The organism is Salipaludibacillus neizhouensis, assembly GCF_002886185.1.
Lineage (GTDB): Bacteria > Bacillota > Bacilli > Bacillales > Salisediminibacteriaceae > Salipaludibacillus > Salipaludibacillus neizhouensis.
Window position 1 is genome coordinate 806,096 of the sequence record NZ_KZ614146.1, and the last position, 20,907, is coordinate 827,002.

The window sequence follows — 20,907 nt, forward strand, 5'->3', positions numbered from 1 at the left end:
GTGGGGGAGATATCATTGAACATTAAATCATCTATGGTTGGTCTTCAGCCATATCAACCAGGTAAACCGATAGAAGAAGTGAAGCGTGAACTGGGATTAAAAGAAGTGATCAAATTAGCGTCGAACGAAAATCCATATGGTAGTTCACCAAGCGTAGAAAAAGCTATCATGGAGGAATTTCAAAATATTGCTGTTTATCCAGATGGCTACGCGCAGGAATTGCGAACGAAAACCGCTAATTTGCTCGGTGTAAACGAACAGCAACTTATATTTGGGAATGGATCAGACGAAATTATTTTAATTTTATGTCGTTCTTTTCTAACAAATGAAGACAACATTGTCATTGCAGACCCAACTTTTTCTCAATATGCTCATAATGCTGTAATTGAAGGAACAGAAATAAAGGCCGTTCCATTAAACAATGGCGTACATGACTTGGATGAGATGCATAAAGCGATCGATGATAATACAAAAATGGTGTTTGTATGTAACCCGAACAACCCTACTGGAACATACGTCAATGAAGATGCATTTATGTCATTTCTAAAAAAGGTGCCAAAAGATGTCCTTGTTGTAAGCGATGAAGCTTATTATGAATATGTTACAGCAGAAGACTATCCATCCACATTGCCGTTGTTGAAGGATTATCCTAATTTAATGATTTTACGTACGTTTTCAAAGGCATACGGACTTGCATCTTTGCGAGTTGGATACGGGATCGGCAGCGAAAAATTAATTAGGGAAATTGATCCTGGCAGAGGGCCGTTTAATACGAATACTATTGCTCAAAAAGCAGCATTAACTGCCTTGGAGGATCAAGAATTTATTGAATCATGTTACCGGAAAAACAAGACAGAATTAGCGAAGTATGTTGACTTTTGTGAGAAAAATGGTTTTGATTACTATCCGTCACAAGCAAATTTTATCTTAATGGATTTAAGAAAACCAGGCAGCGATATCTTTCAATATTTATTGTCGAAAGGGTTTATTACTAGAAATGGAGAGGCATTAGGATTCCCAACCTCTATTCGGATTACAGTAGGAACACCTGAACAGAATGATAAAATTATTGAAGAATTAACGAATTGGCTCGTATAGGAGGAACACTGTGAGGACACGTATATTTATTATCGGGCTGGGTCTAATAGGTGGCTCCCTCGCTCTTGCAATTAAAAAAGGTTATCCGGAAGCAATTATTGTTGGATACGATATTGATCCTGGTGCCAGAAGACTAGCCAAAAGTCTACAAATTATAGATGAATCAGTAACTTCTGTGTCTGAAGCAGCTTCTGAGGCAGATACAATTATTTTATCAACTCCAGTTGACAGCTCTATCCAGATTTTGAAAGAGCTGACGAATCTTCCTCTAAAAAAGGGCAGTGTAATTACTGATGTAGGCAGTACGAAACAAACAATCGTAGAGAAGGGGCAACAGCTTTTAGAAAAAGGTGTTTATTTCATTGGCGGCCATCCAATGGCAGGATCTCATAAGACTGGTGTCGAAGCATCTAGAGAGCATCTATTTGAAAATGCCTTTTACATATTAACACCAACTGCTGACGTTCCTTCTGCAAAAGTGATTCAGCTTCAAAATTTGTTGAAAGTAACACAAGCGAAATTTATCCAGTTAGATCCTAAAACACATGATAAGTTTGCAGGTCTTATAAGTCATTTTCCACATATCATTGCTTCTGGATTAGTACATCAAATGACGAAACTAGGGGAACAAGACCCTTTAGTCTCACAATTAGCAGCCGGTGGTTTTCGGGATATAACGAGAATAGCTTCTGCATCTCCGACCATGTGGCGTGATATTTTACTGCACAATCAAGAAACGTTATTGGAAATGCTAGGTGAATGGCAAGATATTATGAAAGAAGTAGAAAGTATGTTAATTGATAAGGATGAGGAGAAAATATACGCTTACTTTTCCGATGCGAAAGATGCACGGGATCAATTGCCATCAAAGAAAAAAGGAGCACTTCTACCGTTCTATGACCTTTTCGTAGATGTTCCTGACCACCCTGGGGTGATTTCAGATGTGACAGCTTTGCTGGCAGAAGCAAATATTAGTATCACAAATATCAGAATTATTGAAGCCAGGGAAGATATTATGGGGGTACTGCGTTTAAGCTTTCGCTCAGAAGATGACTTGACTCTTGCTAAAGAACAATTAAAAGTACACATGTATGAGACATACGATGCACCATAAAGGGGGAGACCTATGAGCCAGCAACTTGTGGAACCATTGAAACAATCGTTACAAGGGACAATTGAAATTCCTGGTGACAAATCCATCAGTCATCGAGCAGTGTTATTTGCTTCACTAGCAGAGGGAAAAACAACGATATACGGCTTTTTACGTGGGGATGACTGTTTAAGCACAATTGCCTGTATGAAATCTTTAGGCATTAAAATCGAAGAGAATGAGGATTATATTGTAGTTCACGGTAAGGGACTTCAAGGTTTTCAGGAACCACAGAGTATTTTGGATGTCGGGAATTCAGGAACAACAATTCGACTTTTATCAGGTGTACTTGCAGGCCAGGAGTTTTCTTCGGTTCTTATTGGGGATGATTCTATTGCGAAACGCCCTATGGCGAGGGTTACAGGTCCTTTAAAAATGATGAATGCAACGATTGATGGCAGAAGCTTAGCCTCTTATACACCGTTACATATAAGGGGAGGTAGTTTAAAGGGAATAGATTATCATTCGCCTGTTGCGAGTGCACAGGTTAAATCAGCAATACTGCTTGCAGGATTATATGCATCTGGAACTACGAAAGTGACAGAACCATCTAAGTCCAGAGATCACTCAGAGAGGATGCTGGAGAGCTTTGGCGTTCATTTAGAGGTTACTGAGAAATCTGTTTCACTAGTAGGAGGACAGAAGTTGCAAGGGACGACCGTTCAGGTTCCAGGTGACATATCCTCGGCAGCATTTATGCTAGTTGCTGGAGCAGTAGTTCCCGGAAGTGACATTACGCTGAAAAATGTTGGCATAAACCCTACACGATCAGGAATGATCGATGTATTACTTGAGATGGGAGCTAACCTTGAAATTTTGAACAAAAGGCGCTTTGGAAGTGAACCTGTAGCTGATTTAAGGATTCAATATTCCGCGTTAAAAGGGACTACTATTAGCGGTGATCTGATTCCAAGATTGATTGATGAGATACCCGCAATTGCTGTTCTGGCTTCTCAAGCTGCAGGGAAAACAGTAATTAAGGATGCTGAAGAGTTAAAAGTTAAAGAGACAAATCGAATTGATACGGTTGTAAATCAGCTTAAGATACTGGGAGTAGGTATTGAAGCAACAGATGACGGTATGATTATTCATGGAAATTCAGTTATTTCTGGTGGAACTGTAGAAAGTTTTCATGATCATCGAATCGGCATGGCGATGGCTTTGTGCGGATTAATTTCAAAAGGAAATGTAACAGTAAAAGATACGGATGCGATTGCCGTTTCCTATCCAACTTTTTTTGAAGATCTACGGGGTCTTATGAAAGAAGTTAACTAGATTAGTATGAGGGTGTTTCATCCGGTCTTTTTGACCTTGTGAGGCACCCTCTATTCATTATTTTAGTACAAATGGACATATACACTGCTCTTCTAACATAGCTTGTCTATAAAAAGGATGGGGTGGAGTTAAATGGAATACGTGATGCCAGTTTGGGACGAAAAAACAGGAAGAAATAAAGTGATTCAAATAGAAAACCGATCAATCCGTTACTATAATAAGGCATTTTCCAAGAAGAATATTATGACCCTGGACACAACAACTTTTGATGTTAGGGCAGGTAAAGTTACTATGGATGCCGATATAAGTAATGCCTATATTAGAGGAGAAGGCGTTTCATATTCTAAAAGATTACTATTAGGTGGTTATTCTTCATTTATACACATTGTTGATATTTCTTATGAAAGTCAAACCGATGTCATATTAGATAAATCCAGAAGAGCCTTAATGAACTGTCCTCTTGACTATATTCATGGTGTTCGATTGCCCATTACTAAATTAACTCCATCATGGATCAGACTTCTTAAAAATCATTCCATCTTTTTAATTTGTATTAAACCCAAAACAGTAGAATCCTTATTAAGCATTCCATGGGGAAGGATTTTAGAGGCAGCATTTCCTAAACGTATGATGTTTGTACTTGATCCTGACATAGAAACAGAAAATGAAAAGGGATTAAAAGAAATAGAACAAGCCTGGAGCCGATTGATTACTAGATTTTCAATAAACAGTTTTATGGAAATTTCCTCATTCACGAATGATTTGCCTTTGTTGTTTTTGAAGAGGATGGGACTCTATCCGCATAAAGGGAGCTTCGATTCTGGCAGTGATGCAGATTACTTTATGTATGAGAAAAATGATCCCATGAAAAATAAATATATAGCTCCGGCAATTATCGTACAAAAAGGAGAAATATTGAAGGCTGGAACTTCTTGGTATCTGGACAATAAAAAAGGGAAAGAATTAAAATATATTATTCCAGAGCAATTACTCTCGATTGAAAATATTCATCGGTATCAGATCGAAAGAAGCAAATTTAGTTAACTTGTTAGAATCGAACTAGTTGACTCATTCCATGTGTCCGTTAAAATGAAAGAAACGAAATGATGAAAGGAAGCTTATTTACAATGTATGAAAAATTAGCAAATGCAATTAAACTTATCGAAGAAGGTCAACATGAAGATGGCCTGACACAAATAGATACCTTGGTTAATGAACCAGAAACAGATGACGAAACGAAGAGGACTATTGCAGAATTATATTTTGAACTAGGTTTAGTAGACCGTTCTATTGTAATTGTGGAAGAATTAATGTTTCAGTATCCTGAACATGGAGAACTCTTTGCTTTTGCAGCAGAGTGTTACAGTGAGTTGGGAAAAGAAGATGAAGCAATCGATATGTTAACGGAAATTAAGCAAGATGATGATTCTTATATTCAAGCACAATTATTACTAGCAGATCTTTACGAAAGTCAAGGATTAGAAGAAGTTGCGGAACAAAAATTAATCGAGGCTTTGAAAAATGAACCGAACGACTCCGTCTTACAATTTGGCTTAGGAGAGTTCTATCTCAATCGGGGAGATTATAACCACGCTATATCATACTATAGAAAAGCGATTCATCAAGGCGATCTTCCTGATGAGCTTCCAATTCAACCCCAGTTGAGATTAGCCGAAGCATATAGTGCTACAGGAGAATTCGAAGATGCTCTACTTTATTATAAAGAAGGATTAGATGAAGAAGAAACGACAGATGGCCTATTTGGATATGGCTTTACAGCACTTCAGCTGGAAGACTATGAAACGTCAGTTAAGGCTTTTAACAGACTTCTTGAGATGGATCCGGATTACACAACTGTATACTCTTACTTAGCTAAGGCGTTTATTGCGCTCAATCAACGAGAAGAAGCGATGACCGTATTGCAGGATGGCATTAAGAAAGATGAATTTAACGAAGACTTATATTTGGAACTGGCAAGGCTCCATCTAAAAAGTGGAGAAAATAAAGAGGGCAGGCAGTATCTCGAAAAGGTTATCGCATTAAATCCATCGAATGTTACAGCAGTAAAAGAACTTCTGGCTTATTTTGAGGAAAACGAAGATTTTGAAAGTGTATTGGAATTGTTGAGTTTTTTGGATGACTACAATGAATATGACCCTGTCTACGAGCGTTATAGAGGTAAGGCGCTATTTGAGGATGACCAAGTCGAGGAAGCTTTGGAGGCCTATGAAGTTGCTCTTAATTCTTTAACAAGAGACGATGCTTTATTGGAAGAAGCTGCTTTTACATTTTTAGCAAGCAATAAAAAAGAAAAAGGAATTAATTTACTTGAAGAATTATTTAAGGCTTATCCAGAACGTTATGATATTGAAGAAAGACTCATTGATCTTAAAGATTAATAATGATATTTGGTAATAAATACAAGATCTTATTTGAGGTTTTCATTTGCTCAATTATAAGTAAAAAACATTACCTCAAATCGTTAAGAAATTATCCAAGGAAACAATAAAAAAATTATCAAAAAAAAAGGATTTAACGATAATTTCTCGAATAAGTATATATAGCAATACCATTATTACTTATTAGTCATGAAGAAAAGAAATGTAAGCTGTCCCTAAATTGTTTATAATATAAGAGGGAGGGATTCTGATGGAAAATTCAGTTCCTGTCATGGAGAAGCGAGACTTTCTTAAATGGTTTTTAGAGGAATACCAATTGAAACGTCGAGAATGTGCATGGTTACTTAATTTCTTAATGAGTGATGATATTTTAATTGAACGTGTTCATTTTGTTGAACAAGCAGAGCATTGTCCTAAAGCGCTGATGATATCGGCGAATAATGTAGAGCATGTGCCGTTTGCATTTCATAAAAATCAACATGTTACGATGGATGCTGAAAAGTCTTTTCATGATATCCGATTGAATAGAAATGAGGATATTTTTATTCAATTGAATTTTAAAAACAAGCAAAAAATACCGCAATACTTAGCTGTGTTAGAAGAAAACCCATATTTGCCTATCAATGAAGAGGAAGAAAATGTTCAAAGCTTATTAGCCGAGATGATCTTAGACGAGTCGTTACGGCATCACAAAATGAAAATGCTTGAAGGCTGTATTGATGAGGCCCTTATGAGTGGTGATAAATTGTCTTTCCGGAACCTGGCTGAACAATATAGTGCACTCAAAGCCCTTGAGTAAAAGGGCTTTTCGTTATTGAATAGAGGATATTTCAAAAAAAATAATGACTTTTGACACGTACTTTGAAGCAATCCGTATAGAAGACAGCTTCTTTACGAAGCATCATGGGAAGACCTCATTGATGATTAAGAGATTGTGGCTGAAATATTTAACAGGATGTAGATAAAGGAGATTGGAAAAATGAAATGGAAAATGGATCAGATAGAGATGTACTCAAAGGCAAAAGAATATGTTGACACTGCAATAATACCTCTTACCCCTGTTCAATGGGGAAAGGATGAGAAAAATATTATAAACATGGGAGAATATACAAATTATCTATCAGACTATATTGAGAGACAATTTACAGGAAGAGTTTTTTTATTCCCCCCTTTTACATACTTGAAATTTGAATCTAAAGAAGAAAAAATTAGAAGACTAGTTGAATGGGACAAGCATTTATATCAAGAAGGTTTTAAATATATTATGTATATAACTGCAGACAGTGAATGGAAAATAGTTGAAAAAAAACTACCTGGTGAGCTTATTTGGCTTCCAGCAATTTCAACAGAAACAACAAAAACAGATCAATTTAAAAAAACAATTCAAGAGCAGGTTCAGCAGGTTATGCCTTTGTTTTCCTTGAAGTGGCAAGAAGAGCCAACCGAAAGAGAAGACTAAGTTATTATTCTTCTAAAATGATCTTGTGGATTTTGTTGACATAGACCGTTTTTTTGGGCTATCATTATGATGTCTTAGTATGTTTTTTGTGTGTAAAATAATTGGGAAGAACTGTATGTGAGGAGGGAAGATCGTGAGTGAAAAGAAGCATCGAGTTTCAAGGCGTCAATTTTTAACTTATACATTAACAGGCGTTGGTGGTTTTATGGCTGCGGGTATGCTTAGTCCAATGGTTCGGATGGCATTAGATCCAGCATTAGAAGCCTCAGGCGGTTCAGATTTTATTTCTGTTGGTATTGGTGAAGATGAGTTGACCGGAGAACCTCAACGCGTAGATTTTAATGTAGAAATAGTAGATGCTTGGCATACTTCAGAGCAGTCTCAATCTGCATGGATTTATAAAGAAGGTGATGAAATTGTTGCCCTATCACCAACCTGTACACATTTGGGTTGTACAGTAAACTGGGATGCTAACGAAGATTATCCAGGTAATTACTTTTGTCCGTGTCATGGTGGTCGTTTTGAAAAAGATGGTACAAACATCGCTGGAACACCGCCAACGCGACCGTTGGATATTTATGATGTAGAAGTCAGGGACGGTATGGTTTATTTAGGACAAACTAATGAGCGTTAAAGGGGGGAAATGAAACAATGCTACAAAAAGTATATGATTGGGTAGATGAACGGTTAGATATTACCCCTTTATGGCGTGATATTGCTGATCACGAAGTGCCTGAGCACGTTAACCCGGCTCATCATTTTTCAGCGTTTGTCTATTGTTTTGGTGGTTTGACATTTTTTGTTGTCGTTATTCAAATTCTATCTGGAATGTTTTTGACCATGTATTATGTGCCAGATATAATTAATGCTTATGAGTCTGTGTATTATTTACAAAATGATGTCACTCATGGGATGATCGTAAGAGGGATGCACCATTGGGGCGCCAGTCTCGTTATAGTGATGATGTTCCTACATACATTACGTGTATTCTTTACAGGATCATATAAGAAACCTAGAGAATTGAATTGGGTAGTTGGGGTACTCTTATTCTTTGTTCTTTTAGGTTTAGGTTTTACCGGGTATTTATTACCTTGGGATATGAAGGCATATTTTGCTACTGTAGTTGGACTTGAAATTGCAGAAAGTGCACCAGTTATTGGTGGCTTTGCTAAAACGTTACTAGCAGGTGGAGAAATTATAGGGGCACAAACATTAACACGCTTTTTTGCGATTCATGTGTTCTTCTTACCTGGAGCTTTATTAGGATTATTAGGCGCCCACTTTTTCATGATTAGAAAACAAGGTATTTCTGGACCATTGTAAAAAGGGTGTTTATAAGATAAGGAGGGAAAGCTATGCATCGCGGGAAAGGGATGAAGTTTGTTGGTGACTCACGTGTCCCAGCAGAGAAGAAACCAAATATACCGAAAGACTATTCTGAATATCCGGGTAAAACAGAAGCATTTTGGCCGAACTTCTTGCTTCGCGAGTGGATGGTTGGGGCTGTTTTTCTTGTCGGATACTTAGTACTGACAGTTGCCCATCCAGCACCGCTAGAGCGAGTTGCAGATCCAACTGATTCTGGTTATATACCGTTACCAGACTGGTATTTCTTATTTCTTTATCAGTTATTGAAGTATGAGTTTGCTGCTGGTCCATACACAGTAATGGGAGCAGTTGTTATTCCTGGTATTGCGTTTGGTGCATTGTTGTTGGCACCTTGGTTAGATAAAGGGTCAGAACGTCGCCCATTAAAACGACCAATAGCTACATCGTTAATGCTTTTAGGTTTTATATCTGTATTTTTCTTAACATGGGAATCTGTAGATCAACATGATTGGGAAGCGGCAGCAGAACAAGGTGAAATTACGGATGATGTAGATATGGAAGTTGATGAATCAGCGGAAGGTTATCAAATTTTTGAGTCGCAGGATTCCTGTATCGGATGCCATGGTGGAGATATGTTAGGTGGATCATCTGGTCCAAACATGTTCGAAAGTGACTACGATACCGAGGAAGTAATTGAGATTATTACTAACGGTAAAGGTGCAATGCCTGCTGGTCAGTTCGAGGGTTCCGAAGAGGAACTTGAAACTCTTGCTGCATTTATTGCTAACGACGGACAAAGTGCCGACGGTGGCGATGCTGAGGCAGAAGAAGATGGTAGTGAAGAAGAAGCTGAAGAAGCTACGGAAGAATAATAGATGTTCCCATAGGAAGCTGGCTGAAGAAAATCAGTCAGCTTTTTTTCTACTATCTATTATGAAATTTCTTTGTAAAGGAAGATGATAATGATTTCCTATTTGTTACATATAATTGGTCGGCGATGGTTTATCGCGCTATTGTTAGCAGTGAATATTGGAGGGACGATTTATGGGTATATCTGGTATGAGTCTCAATTAGCAAATACACCTCTAATTTTTCTGTTATTTGTTCCGGATAGTCCAACGGCAAGCTTATTTTTCTGTCTTGTATTAATTGCATTTCTGTTCGGGAAAAATATACCTATCCTAGAAGCACTGGCAGCTGTAACATTATTAAAGTATGGTGTGTGGGCTGTAGTAATGATTTTGGCTGCCAAAGTTGCTGGTAGTAATATAGGAATACTCAATTTCATGCTGATAACCTCTCATCTAGGCATGGCAATCCAAGGTCTTTTGTATACGCCCTATTACAGAATCAGACCATGGCATTTAATCCTTGTAGCTATCTGGACAATACATAATGATGTGATCGATTATATATATAATATGCACCCCGGAGTGGCTAGCTCTATTCAACCCTATATACAAGAAATCGGCTACTTCACTTTTTGGCTAGGCATTGCCTCCCTTTTCACTGTATATATTCTAAATAAAACTAGCTTGGAAAGACAAATAGAAGAAAAATAACTTAATACAGCGTGAGCTTTCGTTACTTAGTTGCACCTTTACAATGCGTGGAGGTGTTTTTTAATTTTGAGGATTGCAGCCGCCAGCTGTACATTCTAGCATTAAAAAAAAGTATCGGTCTACTCTTGTCCTACTCATCATAAGATGAAGTAAGAAATAGAGGAGGGTCGGGCATGAGGAAAGGCAAACAATTACTTATATGGTTTTCATGTTATTTCCTGATTTTTTCTGCACTTTTTTATATAAATGATGGACGAGTATCTGGGAATACTAACGATGGATGGACGGAATTAAATCATCAAAGTGATACAATTTTAAAATACGTTAAGCAAGAACATTATGAAGAAGCTTCAAAGATCTTAGAGGGATTTTCCGAACATTTTCTTGAAATGCTAAACGAAGAAAAGTTAACGATGAAAGAGCTTCAAGTGATAACTATGTCCTATGATGATGCACTTGAAGCTGTCAAAAGTACTTCTTTATCTAAAGCTAAGAGGATTCAATTAGTTTATGAATTAAGACTCTTAATGGATGCTTATATGAAGCATGAGGATCCTTTGTGGAAAGAGATGGAAGAACCTTTACTTTTATCCTTGCAGAGCCTTCATATATCTTCAGATGAAGCAGATTTAAAAGCAATAGAATCCCCATTACGATCTTTTATTGGGCACTATAATACTGTTCAGCCAGCCTTAACTGTTGCACTTGAGGAAACGAATCTTCAAATACTTCATTCACAAGTTAAATACTTAGTTTTAATGACAAACGATTCGATCAAACCAAATGAATGGAATGCCCATCTTGAAAAAATAGAAGCTCAATTAGTAGTTATTTTTGACGAGGAAGAATCAACATTAGCCGATCCATCACTTTATTGGTTAATTATCACGATGAGCAGTGCTATTTTGAGTACTCTTTCGTATGTCGGTTTCAAAAAGTTTCGTGGTCATAAGCAAGAAGTCGTTAATAAAAAAAACAGAAGACGGGATCAGGATAACTAACCAAATCATTTAGATTGACACCAATCAATTATTTGACTAAAATTAATTTTATAATTGAAGAAGAAGTTAATTCTGGGAGGAATAGCAGCATGATTGAATCTTTTGGAGGTTTTATTCTTTACTTTGCGTTGTTAATGATTATTCCTTGGTGGGCTAGTTCAAGAGTGAAAAGTACGTATCGAAAATATTCACAAGTTGCTTCATCCTCAGGAATGACTGGTGCAGAAGTAGCTCGGAAAATATTAAATGATAACGGTATATATGACGTGACAATAGAGCCTGTTAAAGGTCAACTGTCAGATCATTACGATCCAAGAAAAAAAGTTGTTCGATTATCTGAACATAATTATTATGGGAATTCAATTGCAGGGGCTGCAGTAGCTGCTCATGAGGTTGGACACGCTATGCAGGATGCAGAAGCGTACAGTTTTTTACGTTTACGATCTACTCTAGTTCCTGTAGCTAGTTTCGGTTCAAACAGTTCCATTTTCTTAATTATCGGTGGTATACTCTTAACGCAACCGAGTCTGGTATTAGTTGGTATTATCTTCATGTCATTTGCTGTATTGTTCCAGCTTGTTACATTACCAGTGGAGTTTAATGCCTCAAACCGAGCAATGGAACAAATTGTTTCAACTGGAGTTATCAGAAATAATGAAGAAAAAGAAACTAAAAAGGTTCTGAATGCCGCTGCATTAACTTATGTTGCAGCAGCACTAGTAGCTCTAGCAGAATTGATACGATTTGTACTAATGTTTTTAGCAATGAACAGAGAATAATTTAAAGGTGTGTCACTAGGTATAGAAACCAAGTGACACACCTTTTTTAAAATTTTTAGAACCTAAATCTCTAAAGGTTTTTTGTTTTCATCCAAAGTAAAGCCTTCGCCCATTACATCCTGAACATCACCTAACGAGACGAACGCGTGTGGATCTAATTTAGCAATAAGGTTTTTTAGGCGTACTAGTTCATTTCGTCCTACCACACAATACAGTACTTCACGATCTTCACCTGTGAAGGTTCCTTTCCCTTTTAATATCGTTGCTCCTCGGTCCATCTCTTGTAAGATTGCAGAGGCAATATCAGTGGCATGTTCTGAGACAATCATCGCTGCTTTTCCAGAGTATGCCCCCTGCTGCATGAAATCAATAACTTTTGCTGCGACAAACACGGCTAACAAAGTATACATTGCTTCACGATAATTCAAATAAATAAGAGAGGTAGTAATTACAACGGCATCGAAAATAAACATTGTTCGTCCCATGCTCCAACCAAAATATTTAAAACTTAAACGAGCGAGAATATCCACACCGCCCGTTGTGCCACCATAACGAAAGACAATTCCTAAACCAACACCTAGAAAAACGCCAGCAAATAAGGCCGCTAATGTCATATCATCATATAGAGGTATAGAAACAAACGTATACGCTTGAAATAACCATAAGAAAAAAGACACAGACAAAGTTCCAATTAACGTATAGATAAAAGCATTGCGTCCCAGTATTTTCCACCCGATGATAAATAAAGGTATATTCAGAACGAGATTAGAATAAGCTGGATTTATTTCAAAAATAAAATAAAGAATTAATGTTATACCGGTGAAACCACCATCAGCTAAATTGTTCTCCATATTAAAATAAACTAATCCAAAAGACATGATAGCTGTTCCCAGGATAATAAATAAAACATGCTTCCATTGTAATTTAGCAGTCAATCGAACCCTCTCCTTTCTAAAGATAAGACTGTATTAAATGACAGCTTTTTAAAGACCAGAAGAAGCCTATGCTGATTTTAGTCATAACTGCTATATTATAATTCAAAGGAAAATAGGGTTCAATGAAAAAATATTTGTCAAATACGATTGTTTTCGCTAGGATAAGCGTATAGGCTTTTGTAAGAGAAAGGATCGTGAGGATCATTATGAGTGAAAAATCAGTACAGGAAATGCAAAAAGAAGTAGATCAATATATCTCTCAATTTAAAGAAGGTTATTTTTCACCATTAGCACTAATGGCAAGACTAACGGAGGAAACGGGAGAATTAGCTCGAGAAATAAATCATTACTATGGAGAAAAACCCAAAAAAACATCGGAAGAAGAAAAAACATTAGAGCAGGAACTTGGCGACATGTTATTCGTAATGATTTGCATGGCAAACTCTTTAAATATTAACTTGGAGGAGTCATTTGATCTCGTAATGGAGAAATTTCAGACGCGTGATAAAGATCGTTGGACTAAAAAAGAAAACTCGGAGGAATAGACATGATACATATAGTAATCGCGGGACCAAGAGGTAATATGGGAAAAGAAGCCGTAAAAATGGTAAGTGCAGAAGAGAGTTTTCAATTAACCGCTGTTGTAGACCGTCACCATGATGGTTTTCAAATGAAAGATGTAGAAGGTATGGAGCCTTTAGATGTTCCGATTTTTGAGGATATGGAGCAGTGCTTCCAACAAGTAACCTGTGACGTTCTTATAGATCTAACAAGTCCTGAAGTCGGGAAGAAACACATGCTCACAGCTTTCGACTACGGTGTGAGACCTGTAGTAGGAACAACCGGGTTCAGTGACGAAGATATCAGTCAACTTTCACAAATTGCAGAAGAGAAAAAAATAGGCGCAATTATTGCCCCTAATTTTGCAATTGGCGCTATTTTATTAATGAAGTTTTCTAAAATGGCCGCTAAATATTTACCTGATGTTGAAATTATTGAGCAGCATCATGACCGGAAATTAGATGCCCCCTCTGGGACAGCGGTAAAAACTGCTCAAATGATTTCAGAGGTTCGTGAACCAAAGAAACAAGGGCACCCTGATGAAAAGGAACAGCTAAAAGGGGCCAGAGGAGCAGAGTATGATGGAATGAGGATACACAGTGTTCGTCTGCCCGGATTAGTCGCTCACCAGGAAGTAATATTTGGTGGAGAAGGTCAATCGTTAAAGCTCCGTCACGATTCGTTTAATCGCACATCCTTCATGCCTGGTGTAAAATTAGCATGTGAAACAGTCATGGGTCTTACTGTCCTTATTTATGGATTAGATCAAATTGTTGAATAAAAAATAGACTGATAGAGAGGAGTAAAAACGATGAATATAGCTTTTATCGCTCATGATAAAAAGAAGGATGATCTCGTTCGATTCACGATTGCTTATGAGGGAGTATTAAAATCCCATACATTATATTCAACAGGAACTACGGGTTTTAGAATTATGGAAGAGACTTCTTTGAACCTTCATCGATATAAATCAGGACCACTTGGAGGAGATCAGCAAATTGGTGCAATGATTGCTGAAAATAAAATGGATCTAGTCATATTTTTCAAGGACCCCTTAACAGCCCAGCCACATGAACCAGATATTTCAGCATTAATTCGACTATGTGATGTTTACAGTATTCCGCTTGCAACGAATATGGCGACAGCGGAAGTTCTCCTTTCCGGTTTGAAGAGAGGAGAATTCAAGTGGAGGGAAATTTTAAAAGAGAAAAACAGGAATGAAAACTAATGGAAGAAAAAATTGATTTTTTAGCAATAGGGGCTCATCCTGATGATGTAGAAATTGGGATGGGCGGTACAATTGCTAAATTTGTAAAGGCAGGTAAGCGGGGAAAAATCGTTCACTTAACGTATGCTGAATTGTCTTCCAATGGTACAGTCGAGAAACGGCAGGAAGAAGCGCGGGAAGCCTGCGGGATATTGGGAGTAGGAGAACATATTCAACTCCCATTTGCCGATAGAGGTCTTCTGGAAGCACGGATAGAGATTATCGAAGCACTAGTTAAAATCATTCGTACTTACAAACCTAGGTTCGTGTTTGCATCTACTACGAATGATCGACACCCTGACCATGGTCACTGCGGAGTATTAGTAAAAGAAGCAGTTTTTTCGGCAGGAATTAAAAATTATTTGAGTGAGTTCTCCTTTCGTGCTCATCGTCCAAAGGCATTATATTATTATCAAATAAATGGGTTGATAAATCCAGACTTTCTGATTGATACGACGGCTTTTATAGATACCAAATTCAAAGCACTATCCTGTTTTGAGAGTCAGTTTAAAGTAACCGAAAATGATACAGTAACAACACCACTAAATAGTGGTTATTTAGAAAGATTAAAATCTCGTGATCACTTACTCGGAGCAGAGGTTGGCATTGAGTATGCAGAAGGATTCAACAGCGAGAAGCCGATTCTTATACATGACTTACTAGGAGATTCAATATGACTTTAAAAATAGGTATTACGTGTTATCCCACAGTAGGTGGTTCGGGCGTTGTTGCTACTGAACTGGGGAAAGCACTTGCTGAAAAAGGACACGAGATTCATTTTATTACATCAAGCATCCCTTATCGACTTGAAAACGGGGCAGCTAACATCTATTTTCACGAAGTAGAAATTAATCAATATTCTGTTTTTCGATATCCACCTTATGATATTGCTCTAGCAAGTAAAATGGCTGAAGTCATCAAACGAGAAGGATTGGATATTTTGCATGTTCATTATGCGATTCCTCATGCAATCAGTGCTTATTTAGCAAAAGAAATGGTTAATGGGGACGTGAAGGTTGTGACTACGCTTCATGGGACTGATATTACGGTGTTAGGACATGATCCATCATTATCTGATATGATCCGATTTGGGATAGAAAAATCAGATGTTGTCACAGCAGTATCAAATGATCTAGCCGAACAAACAGCAACGTTATTAAATATTGGGAAAAAAATAGAAACCATCTATAATTTCATCGATAATCGTACATATTACCCTCATGACACAACGAATATTAAAAAACAGCTTGGAATTAATGAATCAACTAAAGTAGTTGCGCACGTGTCTAATTTCAGGAAAGTAAAGCGGACACCTGATGTGGTGACGGCTTTTGCTAAAATTCAACAGGAAATTGATGCCGTCATGTTATTCATTGGGGAAGGACCTGAACTCACCATTGTTAGGCAAGAAGTGGAGAGACAAGGTTTACAAGATCGAGTACACTTCTTAGGGAACCAAAAACGGGTGGCTGAGCTGTTGTCAATTAGTGATGTGAAACTATTACTTTCGGAAAAAGAAAGCTTTGGGTTAGTGATTTTAGAAGCAATGGCCTGTGGTGTTCCTGTCATAGGAACAAACATTGGTGGTATTCCAGAAGTAATTGAGCATGGGAAAAGCGGTTTTATATGTAACCTCGGTGATCTTGAAGCAGTCTCTCGTTATGCGATTGATATCCTTCAAAACAATACGTTACAGGAAGAGATGTCAAGAGCTGCGATAGAACGTGCTACCAAAACATTTCATCAGGAATTAATTGTTTCACAATACGAAGAAATATACAAAAAAGCTTTGCAAGGAGAGACCGAGTAATGTACACGTCTCACGGTGCTTCTCATATTATTAACACATTAAAAACAGCAGGATATGATGCTTATATTGTAGGTGGTGCGGTACGAGATCAGATTATCGGACGTGCTATTCATGATGTAGACGTAATAACGAATGCTTCAATCGACGAGATTGAAGCATCTTTTTCGAGAGTTATTAAGGTTGGTATTCAGCATGGCACGATTTTAGTTCCTGTGGCTGGAACCCTTCCAGTGGAAGTCAGTACCTATAAAGGAGATACATTAGAAGATGATCTGCGTCAAAGGGACTTTACCGTAAATGCGATGGCAATGAGCTTGACAGGTGATATGATAGATCCATTTAATGGACAGCAGGATATTAAAAATAAAGTATTACGAACAACTGCAGATCCATCTGATGTTTTTTCATCAGATCCTTTACGTTTGTTAAGAGCATTGAGATTTGCAGTGCATCTTCAATTCAAAATATCTGAGCACACGCAAAGAATGATGAATGACCTATACCCGCTCATACATCAATCAGCAGTTGAAAGAGTTGCGATGGAAATGGAAAAGCTTAGTCAGGTTAGCCTTACCAATCAGGACTGGGATTTTCTATTAAATCAGAAAGTATTTCAAGAGCTCCCATATCTTTTTAAACATAGGGAAATCCAGTACCAACTGAAATCTCCAGCACACATGGCTAAACTGACAGATGACCTTGCTTGGTGGAGTGTTGCCCTTTACCAAAAAGAAATAGAAATTGTTAAAGACGGGTTACGGTACTATAAACTTTCCAATGCGCTCTCCAAAGATGTTAGGTTTATTCATGAGTTAGTAGGCATTTTTTTAGAATCCAGTTGGACAAGCAAAGATCTTTACATATTAGGCACAGAGCGTCTGCACGTTTCGCTTATACTTATAAACTATTTATCAGAATGCACAGTGCATAGTACCTTTTGGTTAATGCATTATAATAACCTTCCAATCAAGCATAGGAAAGACCTGGATGTGTCAGGCAAGGAATTAATACAGGAGTTCCCTGAATGGAAAGGAAGCGAGATTGGCGAAAGGATCAGGGCAGTTGAGACAGCTGTGTTGGAAGCAGTGATTCCAAATGATAAAGCAGAAATTTATCAATGGTTAAGAAAGGAGACTTAATGATGAAATCTAAATTAGTGCAATTATTGCGGGAGAATCAAGGTTTTTTTCTGTCGGGGGAAAAAATTAGTATAGAACTCAATTGCAGTCGTACAGCTGTTTGGAAGCATGTTAATGCATTAAGAAAAGAAGGATACGTGATCGAAGCTGTATCTAATAAAGGATACCAACTCATGCAAAATGAAGACCTTTTAAGTAAACATGCGATTTTATCTAGAGTAAAAGATAATCCATTGTTTCACCACATCGCCTTTTATGATTCCGTCACTTCTACAAATACGATCGCACATAAGCTCATAAATGAAGACGTGAAAGAAGGGGTTGTCGTTGTAGCAGATGAGCAAACTGCAGGAAAAGGGCGCCTTGGAAGGAAGTGGGCATCCCCGAAAAGATCGGCAATAGCGATGAGTATTATTTTGAAGCCAAAGTTGGATTTTCGCCAGGCACCACAGCTGACACTGGTGGCGGCTGTGGCAGTTACAAGAGCAGTAAAAATAGTAACAGGTTTAGAACTGGAAATAAAATGGCCGAATGATTTATTAATTAAAGGAAAAAAAGTTTGTGGTATCTTAACTGAAATGCAGGCGGATTCTGACCGTATTCAGTCGATTATTATTGGTATTGGACTTAATGTGAACCAACAGCATTTTTCAGAAGAACTAGTTGATCTGGCTACGTCTCTGCAGAAAGAGGGAGATCGTGTTTTTGATCGTGCGGAGTTAATCGCAGCAATATTAAAAGAATTTACTTGGTTATATGAAACGTATATAACAAAAGGATTCAGCTTTATTAAGCCTTTATGGGAAGCACATGAAATAACGATCGGTAAAGAAGTAGTGGCAAGGTCTGCTTCAAATACGAAAACTGGCATAGCTATCGGAATTGATGAGGAAGGGGTTCTGTTGTTGCAAGACGACGACCAAGATGTTCATCGAATTTATTCTGCAGATATCTCTTTTGAGAATTAATCTACACACATAATGATACTTTTTTTGTTATACTTACAGTGGACAGTATCCAATGGAACTGTACCTTAAATATCTTTGCAATGTAGATTTTATAATAGTCTGCCTTGATCCAAATACGGACAGGGACAGAGGGTAGAGCTTCGAAACTTACTGGTTGCCGATGTGATGAGATTTGTCTGATCGTTATTGGTTACCGTTTTATTTGAGTAGGCTTTCGAATGACGATGATAATTCAACCTTCTTCCCTTGAAGAGGGTTTTTTGTATGCTAAAAACCTCTTTTTTCGGAGAAAAGAAGATGCAAAAGGTGTGGTGACGCCAGTGTGGGAAAGTAATGACGCAAGCCTCACAGGGTCGATGGAGGCGCTAAAGCACTGCCCGTGTATACAAACCGCCTAGAGTGAATTTATTTACTGATGTTTTAATCAAAACGAACATTAAGATAAACTAAACCATTATTGAAAGGGGCGTACGATGAAAACAACAGCTGACTTTAAAAAAATGAAGCAGGAAAAAGAACCAATCGTAATGGTAACGGCTTACGATGCACCAAGTGCAATACTGGCAGAAAAAGCGGGAGTGGACACGATCCTAGTTGGAGATTCATTGGGGATGGTAGTTCTGGGATATGATTCGACATTGCCTGTCACGGTGGATGATATGGTCCATCATACGAAAGCAGTGAAAAGAGGAGCCAAAGACACATTTATTATTACTGATTTGCCATTCCTCAGCTATCACGCGTCAATAGAAGAAACATTTTCCAGTGCGAGACGGTTGATGCAGGATGCTCAAGCTCATGCTGTGAAAATGGAAGGGAATGGGCCGGTGTTTGAAAAAGCAGAGAAACTTATTCAAGCCGGAGTTCCTGTTGTCTGTCATTTAGGCTTAACGCCTCAAATGGTCGGGGTTTTAGGTGGTTACAAAGTACAAGGTAAAAAGCAAGGTGAGGCAGAACAGTTACTTAAAGATGCAAAAAGAACGGAAGAAATTGGAGCTTCGATGCTTGTATTGGAATGTGTTCCGGAAGGGTTAGTAAAAGAAATTACGGCTAGTCTCACGATTCCAGTAATAGGTATTGGGGCTGGAAGGTATACAGATGGTCAAGTATTAGTTTTTCATGATGTAGTAGGGTACCACTCAGGGCATGTACCAAAATTCGTCAAACAATATGCGAGTATAAAAGATACAATTTATGCTTCATTAACAGACTATACGACTGAAGTTAAAGCCCTGGATTTCCCAGAAAAAAAACATGTCTTCCAGCCAGTAGATGAAGAAGCAATCTCTCTTTACGGAAGGAAATAATTCAATGATAGAAATGAAGACACGTCAAGAATTGACAACATGGATAAAAAAGCAAAAGCAATTAGGGTCTACCATTGGATTTGTTCCAACGATGGGCTTTTTGCATGAAGGACATTTATCACTAGTCGAACAGGCAAAAAAGAAAGCGGATATTGTCGTGATGAGTATATTTGTAAATCCTTTGCAATTTGGGGAAGGGGAAGATTATGAGTCTTACCCCCGTGATCATGATCGTGATAAAGAGTTAGCAGATTCTCACGGAGTTGACGTCTTATTTAGTCCCGGTGTTGAGGAAATGTATCCAAGGCCGATGAGTACGACATTAGTGGTTCATGAAGGAACGGATGTGCTTTGTGGCCAAAGCAGACCTGGTCATTTTAACGGCGTGGCTACTGTTGTGTTGAAGTTACTGCAAATAACCTCGGCTGATTATGCTTATTTTGGATTGAAGGATGCACAGCAAGTTGCAATTATTCAACGGATGGTGGAAGACTTTCATCTAGCAACGGAGATAATTCCAATTGATATTGTCCGGGAAAGCGACGGATTAGCTAAAAGCTCAAGAAATGTTAACTTAAACCTGGAGGAAAGACAGGAAGCACCTGAAATTTATTCATGTTTAAAAGATGCAAGCCGAAAAACACAAAATGGAGATTTTACCAACAGTACTGACTTGGAAGACTGGGTTCGTTTACAGCTGCAGAAGAAATTGACAGGGAAAATAGACTATGTACAAGTGCTTGAATTTCCATCATTAAAAGCGCCGAAGCAACTAGAGGGAAAAATACTTTTGGCGACAGCCGTTTATTATAAACGTGCAAGACTGATAGACAATATTGTGATTGAGATAAAGGGATAGACTAAGGGG

General features: G+C 37.9%; 24 protein-coding genes. 23 read left to right on the forward strand and 1 reads right to left on the reverse strand.

The window, feature by feature from the left end:
• The first annotated feature begins 15 nt into the window (after window positions 1-15).
• The 13 genes from hisC (at window position 16) to CEF18_RS03805 (ending at window position 12,052) form a co-directional block, all read left to right on the forward strand.
• On the forward strand, window positions 16-1,098 hold the full coding sequence (gene hisC, locus CEF18_RS03745) for a histidinol-phosphate transaminase (RefSeq protein WP_110935256.1): 1,083 nt from the start codon (window positions 16-18) through the stop codon (window positions 1,096-1,098).
• A gap of 10 nt (window positions 1,099-1,108) precedes the next feature.
• Window positions 1,109-2,212, forward strand: coding sequence for a prephenate dehydrogenase (locus tag CEF18_RS03750; RefSeq protein ID WP_110935257.1), 1,104 nt, complete (start codon window positions 1,109-1,111; stop codon window positions 2,210-2,212).
• 12 nt (window positions 2,213-2,224) lie between these two features.
• Window positions 2,225-3,523 (forward strand): 3-phosphoshikimate 1-carboxyvinyltransferase, encoded by a 1,299-nt coding sequence (gene aroA / locus CEF18_RS03755; protein WP_110935258.1) that lies wholly within the window; start codon window positions 2,225-2,227, stop codon window positions 3,521-3,523.
• 132 nt (window positions 3,524-3,655) lie between these two features.
• Complete coding sequence (locus CEF18_RS03760; RefSeq protein WP_110935259.1) at window positions 3,656-4,567, forward strand: hypothetical protein; 912 nt, start codon at window positions 3,656-3,658, stop codon at window positions 4,565-4,567.
• Window positions 4,568-4,650: 83 nt separating this feature from the next.
• Window positions 4,651-5,922 carry a tetratricopeptide repeat protein gene (locus CEF18_RS03765; protein WP_110935260.1) on the forward strand — a complete coding sequence of 424 codons (1,272 nt, stop codon included), beginning with the start codon at window positions 4,651-4,653 and terminating at the stop codon, window positions 5,920-5,922.
• A gap of 250 nt (window positions 5,923-6,172) precedes the next feature.
• Window positions 6,173-6,721, forward strand: coding sequence for a ReoY family proteolytic degradation factor (locus CEF18_RS03770; RefSeq protein ID WP_110935261.1), 549 nt, complete (start codon window positions 6,173-6,175; stop codon window positions 6,719-6,721).
• A gap of 180 nt (window positions 6,722-6,901) precedes the next feature.
• Window positions 6,902-7,381 carry a YpiF family protein gene (locus CEF18_RS03775; protein WP_110935262.1) on the forward strand — a complete coding sequence of 160 codons (480 nt, stop codon included), beginning with the start codon at window positions 6,902-6,904 and terminating at the stop codon, window positions 7,379-7,381.
• 133 nt (window positions 7,382-7,514) lie between these two features.
• Complete coding sequence (locus tag CEF18_RS03780) at window positions 7,515-8,015, forward strand: QcrA and Rieske domain-containing protein (protein WP_110935263.1); 501 nt, start codon at window positions 7,515-7,517, stop codon at window positions 8,013-8,015.
• A gap of 17 nt (window positions 8,016-8,032) precedes the next feature.
• Window positions 8,033-8,704 (forward strand): menaquinol-cytochrome c reductase cytochrome b subunit, encoded by a 672-nt coding sequence (gene qcrB, locus CEF18_RS03785; RefSeq protein ID WP_110935264.1) that lies wholly within the window; start codon window positions 8,033-8,035, stop codon window positions 8,702-8,704.
• Between the two features lie 32 nt (window positions 8,705-8,736).
• Entirely contained in the window at window positions 8,737-9,582 is an 846-nt protein-coding gene (locus CEF18_RS03790; RefSeq protein ID WP_110935265.1) for a menaquinol-cytochrome c reductase cytochrome b/c subunit, read from the forward strand.
• A 93-nt stretch (window positions 9,583-9,675) separates the two neighbouring features.
• Complete coding sequence (gene lhaT, locus CEF18_RS03795) at window positions 9,676-10,272, forward strand: lipoprotein heptaprenylglyceryl N-acetyltransferase LhaT (protein ID WP_456114864.1); 597 nt, start codon at window positions 9,676-9,678, stop codon at window positions 10,270-10,272.
• A gap of 173 nt (window positions 10,273-10,445) precedes the next feature.
• On the forward strand, window positions 10,446-11,273 hold the full coding sequence (locus CEF18_RS03800) for a sporulation protein YpjB (protein WP_110935267.1): 828 nt from the start codon (window positions 10,446-10,448) through the stop codon (window positions 11,271-11,273).
• Between the two features lie 89 nt (window positions 11,274-11,362).
• The gene (locus CEF18_RS03805) at window positions 11,363-12,052 is read left to right on the forward strand and encodes a zinc metallopeptidase (RefSeq protein ID WP_110935268.1); all 690 of its coding nucleotides are present in this window, start codon (window positions 11,363-11,365) and stop codon (window positions 12,050-12,052) included.
• A 62-nt stretch (window positions 12,053-12,114) separates the two neighbouring features.
• Here CEF18_RS03805 and CEF18_RS03810 read toward each other — a convergent pair whose 3' ends face one another.
• Window positions 12,115-12,987 carry a YitT family protein gene (locus CEF18_RS03810; protein ID WP_110935269.1) on the reverse strand — a complete coding sequence of 291 codons (873 nt, stop codon included), beginning with the start codon at window positions 12,985-12,987 and terminating at the stop codon, window positions 12,115-12,117.
• Between the two features lie 206 nt (window positions 12,988-13,193).
• Here CEF18_RS03810 and CEF18_RS03815 point away from each other — a divergent pair, with 206 nt between their 5' ends.
• The 10 genes from CEF18_RS03815 (at window position 13,194) to panC (ending at window position 20,898) form a co-directional block, all read left to right on the forward strand.
• A complete protein-coding gene (locus tag CEF18_RS03815) occupies window positions 13,194-13,532 on the forward strand; it encodes a nucleotide pyrophosphohydrolase (RefSeq protein ID WP_110935270.1) in 339 nt (112 codons plus the stop codon).
• A 2-nt stretch (window positions 13,533-13,534) separates the two neighbouring features.
• Window positions 13,535-14,329, forward strand: coding sequence for a 4-hydroxy-tetrahydrodipicolinate reductase (gene dapB / locus CEF18_RS03820; RefSeq protein ID WP_407690382.1), 795 nt, complete (start codon window positions 13,535-13,537; stop codon window positions 14,327-14,329).
• 30 nt (window positions 14,330-14,359) lie between these two features.
• Complete coding sequence (gene mgsA / locus CEF18_RS03825) at window positions 14,360-14,776, forward strand: methylglyoxal synthase (protein ID WP_110935272.1); 417 nt, start codon at window positions 14,360-14,362, stop codon at window positions 14,774-14,776.
• Window positions 14,776-15,492 carry a bacillithiol biosynthesis deacetylase BshB1 gene (bshB1, locus tag CEF18_RS03830; protein ID WP_110935273.1) on the forward strand — a complete coding sequence of 239 codons (717 nt, stop codon included), beginning with the start codon at window positions 14,776-14,778 and terminating at the stop codon, window positions 15,490-15,492. The genes mgsA and bshB1 overlap by 1 nt, the downstream gene beginning before the upstream one ends.
• Window positions 15,489-16,625, forward strand: a complete 1,137-nt coding sequence (gene bshA / locus CEF18_RS03835; protein ID WP_110935274.1) for an N-acetyl-alpha-D-glucosaminyl L-malate synthase BshA — start codon at window positions 15,489-15,491, stop codon at window positions 16,623-16,625. Before bshB1 ends, bshA begins: the two co-directional genes overlap by 4 nt.
• Window positions 16,625-17,764, forward strand: a complete 1,140-nt coding sequence (locus CEF18_RS03840) for a CCA tRNA nucleotidyltransferase (RefSeq protein WP_110935275.1) — start codon at window positions 16,625-16,627, stop codon at window positions 17,762-17,764. The genes bshA and CEF18_RS03840 overlap by 1 nt, the downstream gene beginning before the upstream one ends.
• Window positions 17,765-17,766: 2 nt before the next feature.
• Complete coding sequence (locus CEF18_RS03845; RefSeq protein ID WP_110935276.1) at window positions 17,767-18,732, forward strand: biotin--[acetyl-CoA-carboxylase] ligase; 966 nt, start codon at window positions 17,767-17,769, stop codon at window positions 18,730-18,732.
• 218 nt (window positions 18,733-18,950) lie between these two features.
• Complete coding sequence (locus tag CEF18_RS03850; RefSeq protein ID WP_110935277.1) at window positions 18,951-19,130, forward strand: hypothetical protein; 180 nt, start codon at window positions 18,951-18,953, stop codon at window positions 19,128-19,130.
• A gap of 75 nt (window positions 19,131-19,205) precedes the next feature.
• Window positions 19,206-20,039 (forward strand): 3-methyl-2-oxobutanoate hydroxymethyltransferase, encoded by an 834-nt coding sequence (panB, locus tag CEF18_RS03855; protein ID WP_110935278.1) that lies wholly within the window; start codon window positions 19,206-19,208, stop codon window positions 20,037-20,039.
• A gap of 4 nt (window positions 20,040-20,043) precedes the next feature.
• On the forward strand, window positions 20,044-20,898 hold the full coding sequence (gene panC / locus CEF18_RS03860; protein ID WP_110935279.1) for a pantoate--beta-alanine ligase: 855 nt from the start codon (window positions 20,044-20,046) through the stop codon (window positions 20,896-20,898).
• Window positions 20,899-20,907 lie beyond the last annotated feature (9 nt).

Bases quoted from the DNA above. Each gene is read 5' to 3' on its own strand.
- CEF18_RS03765 (WP_110935260.1), top strand. From the start codon at position 4,651: ATGTATGAAAAATTAGCAAATGCAATTAAACTTATCGAAGAAGGTCAA.
- panC (WP_110935279.1), top strand. From the start codon at position 20,044: ATGATAGAAATGAAGACACGTCAAGAATTGACAACATGGATAAAAAAG.
- CEF18_RS03775 (WP_110935262.1), top strand. From the start codon at position 6,902: ATGAAATGGAAAATGGATCAGATAGAGATGTACTCAAAGGCAAAAGAA.
- dapB (WP_407690382.1), top strand. From the start codon at position 13,535: ATGATACATATAGTAATCGCGGGACCAAGAGGTAATATGGGAAAAGAA.
- mgsA (WP_110935272.1), top strand. From the start codon at position 14,360: ATGAATATAGCTTTTATCGCTCATGATAAAAAGAAGGATGATCTCGTT.
- CEF18_RS03850 (WP_110935277.1), top strand. From the start codon at position 18,951: ATGACGATGATAATTCAACCTTCTTCCCTTGAAGAGGGTTTTTTGTAT.
- bshB1 (WP_110935273.1), top strand. From the start codon at position 14,776: ATGGAAGAAAAAATTGATTTTTTAGCAATAGGGGCTCATCCTGATGAT.
- CEF18_RS03845 (WP_110935276.1), top strand. From the start codon at position 17,767: ATGAAATCTAAATTAGTGCAATTATTGCGGGAGAATCAAGGTTTTTTT.
- CEF18_RS03790 (WP_110935265.1), top strand. From the start codon at position 8,737: ATGCATCGCGGGAAAGGGATGAAGTTTGTTGGTGACTCACGTGTCCCA.
- panB (WP_110935278.1), top strand. From the start codon at position 19,206: ATGAAAACAACAGCTGACTTTAAAAAAATGAAGCAGGAAAAAGAACCA.
- CEF18_RS03800 (WP_110935267.1), top strand. From the start codon at position 10,446: ATGAGGAAAGGCAAACAATTACTTATATGGTTTTCATGTTATTTCCTG.
- CEF18_RS03815 (WP_110935270.1), top strand. From the start codon at position 13,194: ATGAGTGAAAAATCAGTACAGGAAATGCAAAAAGAAGTAGATCAATAT.
- CEF18_RS03760 (WP_110935259.1), top strand. From the start codon at position 3,656: ATGGAATACGTGATGCCAGTTTGGGACGAAAAAACAGGAAGAAATAAA.
- aroA (WP_110935258.1), top strand. From the start codon at position 2,225: ATGAGCCAGCAACTTGTGGAACCATTGAAACAATCGTTACAAGGGACA.
- qcrB (WP_110935264.1), top strand. From the start codon at position 8,033: ATGCTACAAAAAGTATATGATTGGGTAGATGAACGGTTAGATATTACC.
- CEF18_RS03805 (WP_110935268.1), top strand. From the start codon at position 11,363: ATGATTGAATCTTTTGGAGGTTTTATTCTTTACTTTGCGTTGTTAATG.
- CEF18_RS03770 (WP_110935261.1), top strand. From the start codon at position 6,173: ATGGAAAATTCAGTTCCTGTCATGGAGAAGCGAGACTTTCTTAAATGG.
- CEF18_RS03840 (WP_110935275.1), top strand. From the start codon at position 16,625: ATGTACACGTCTCACGGTGCTTCTCATATTATTAACACATTAAAAACA.
- bshA (WP_110935274.1), top strand. From the start codon at position 15,489: ATGACTTTAAAAATAGGTATTACGTGTTATCCCACAGTAGGTGGTTCG.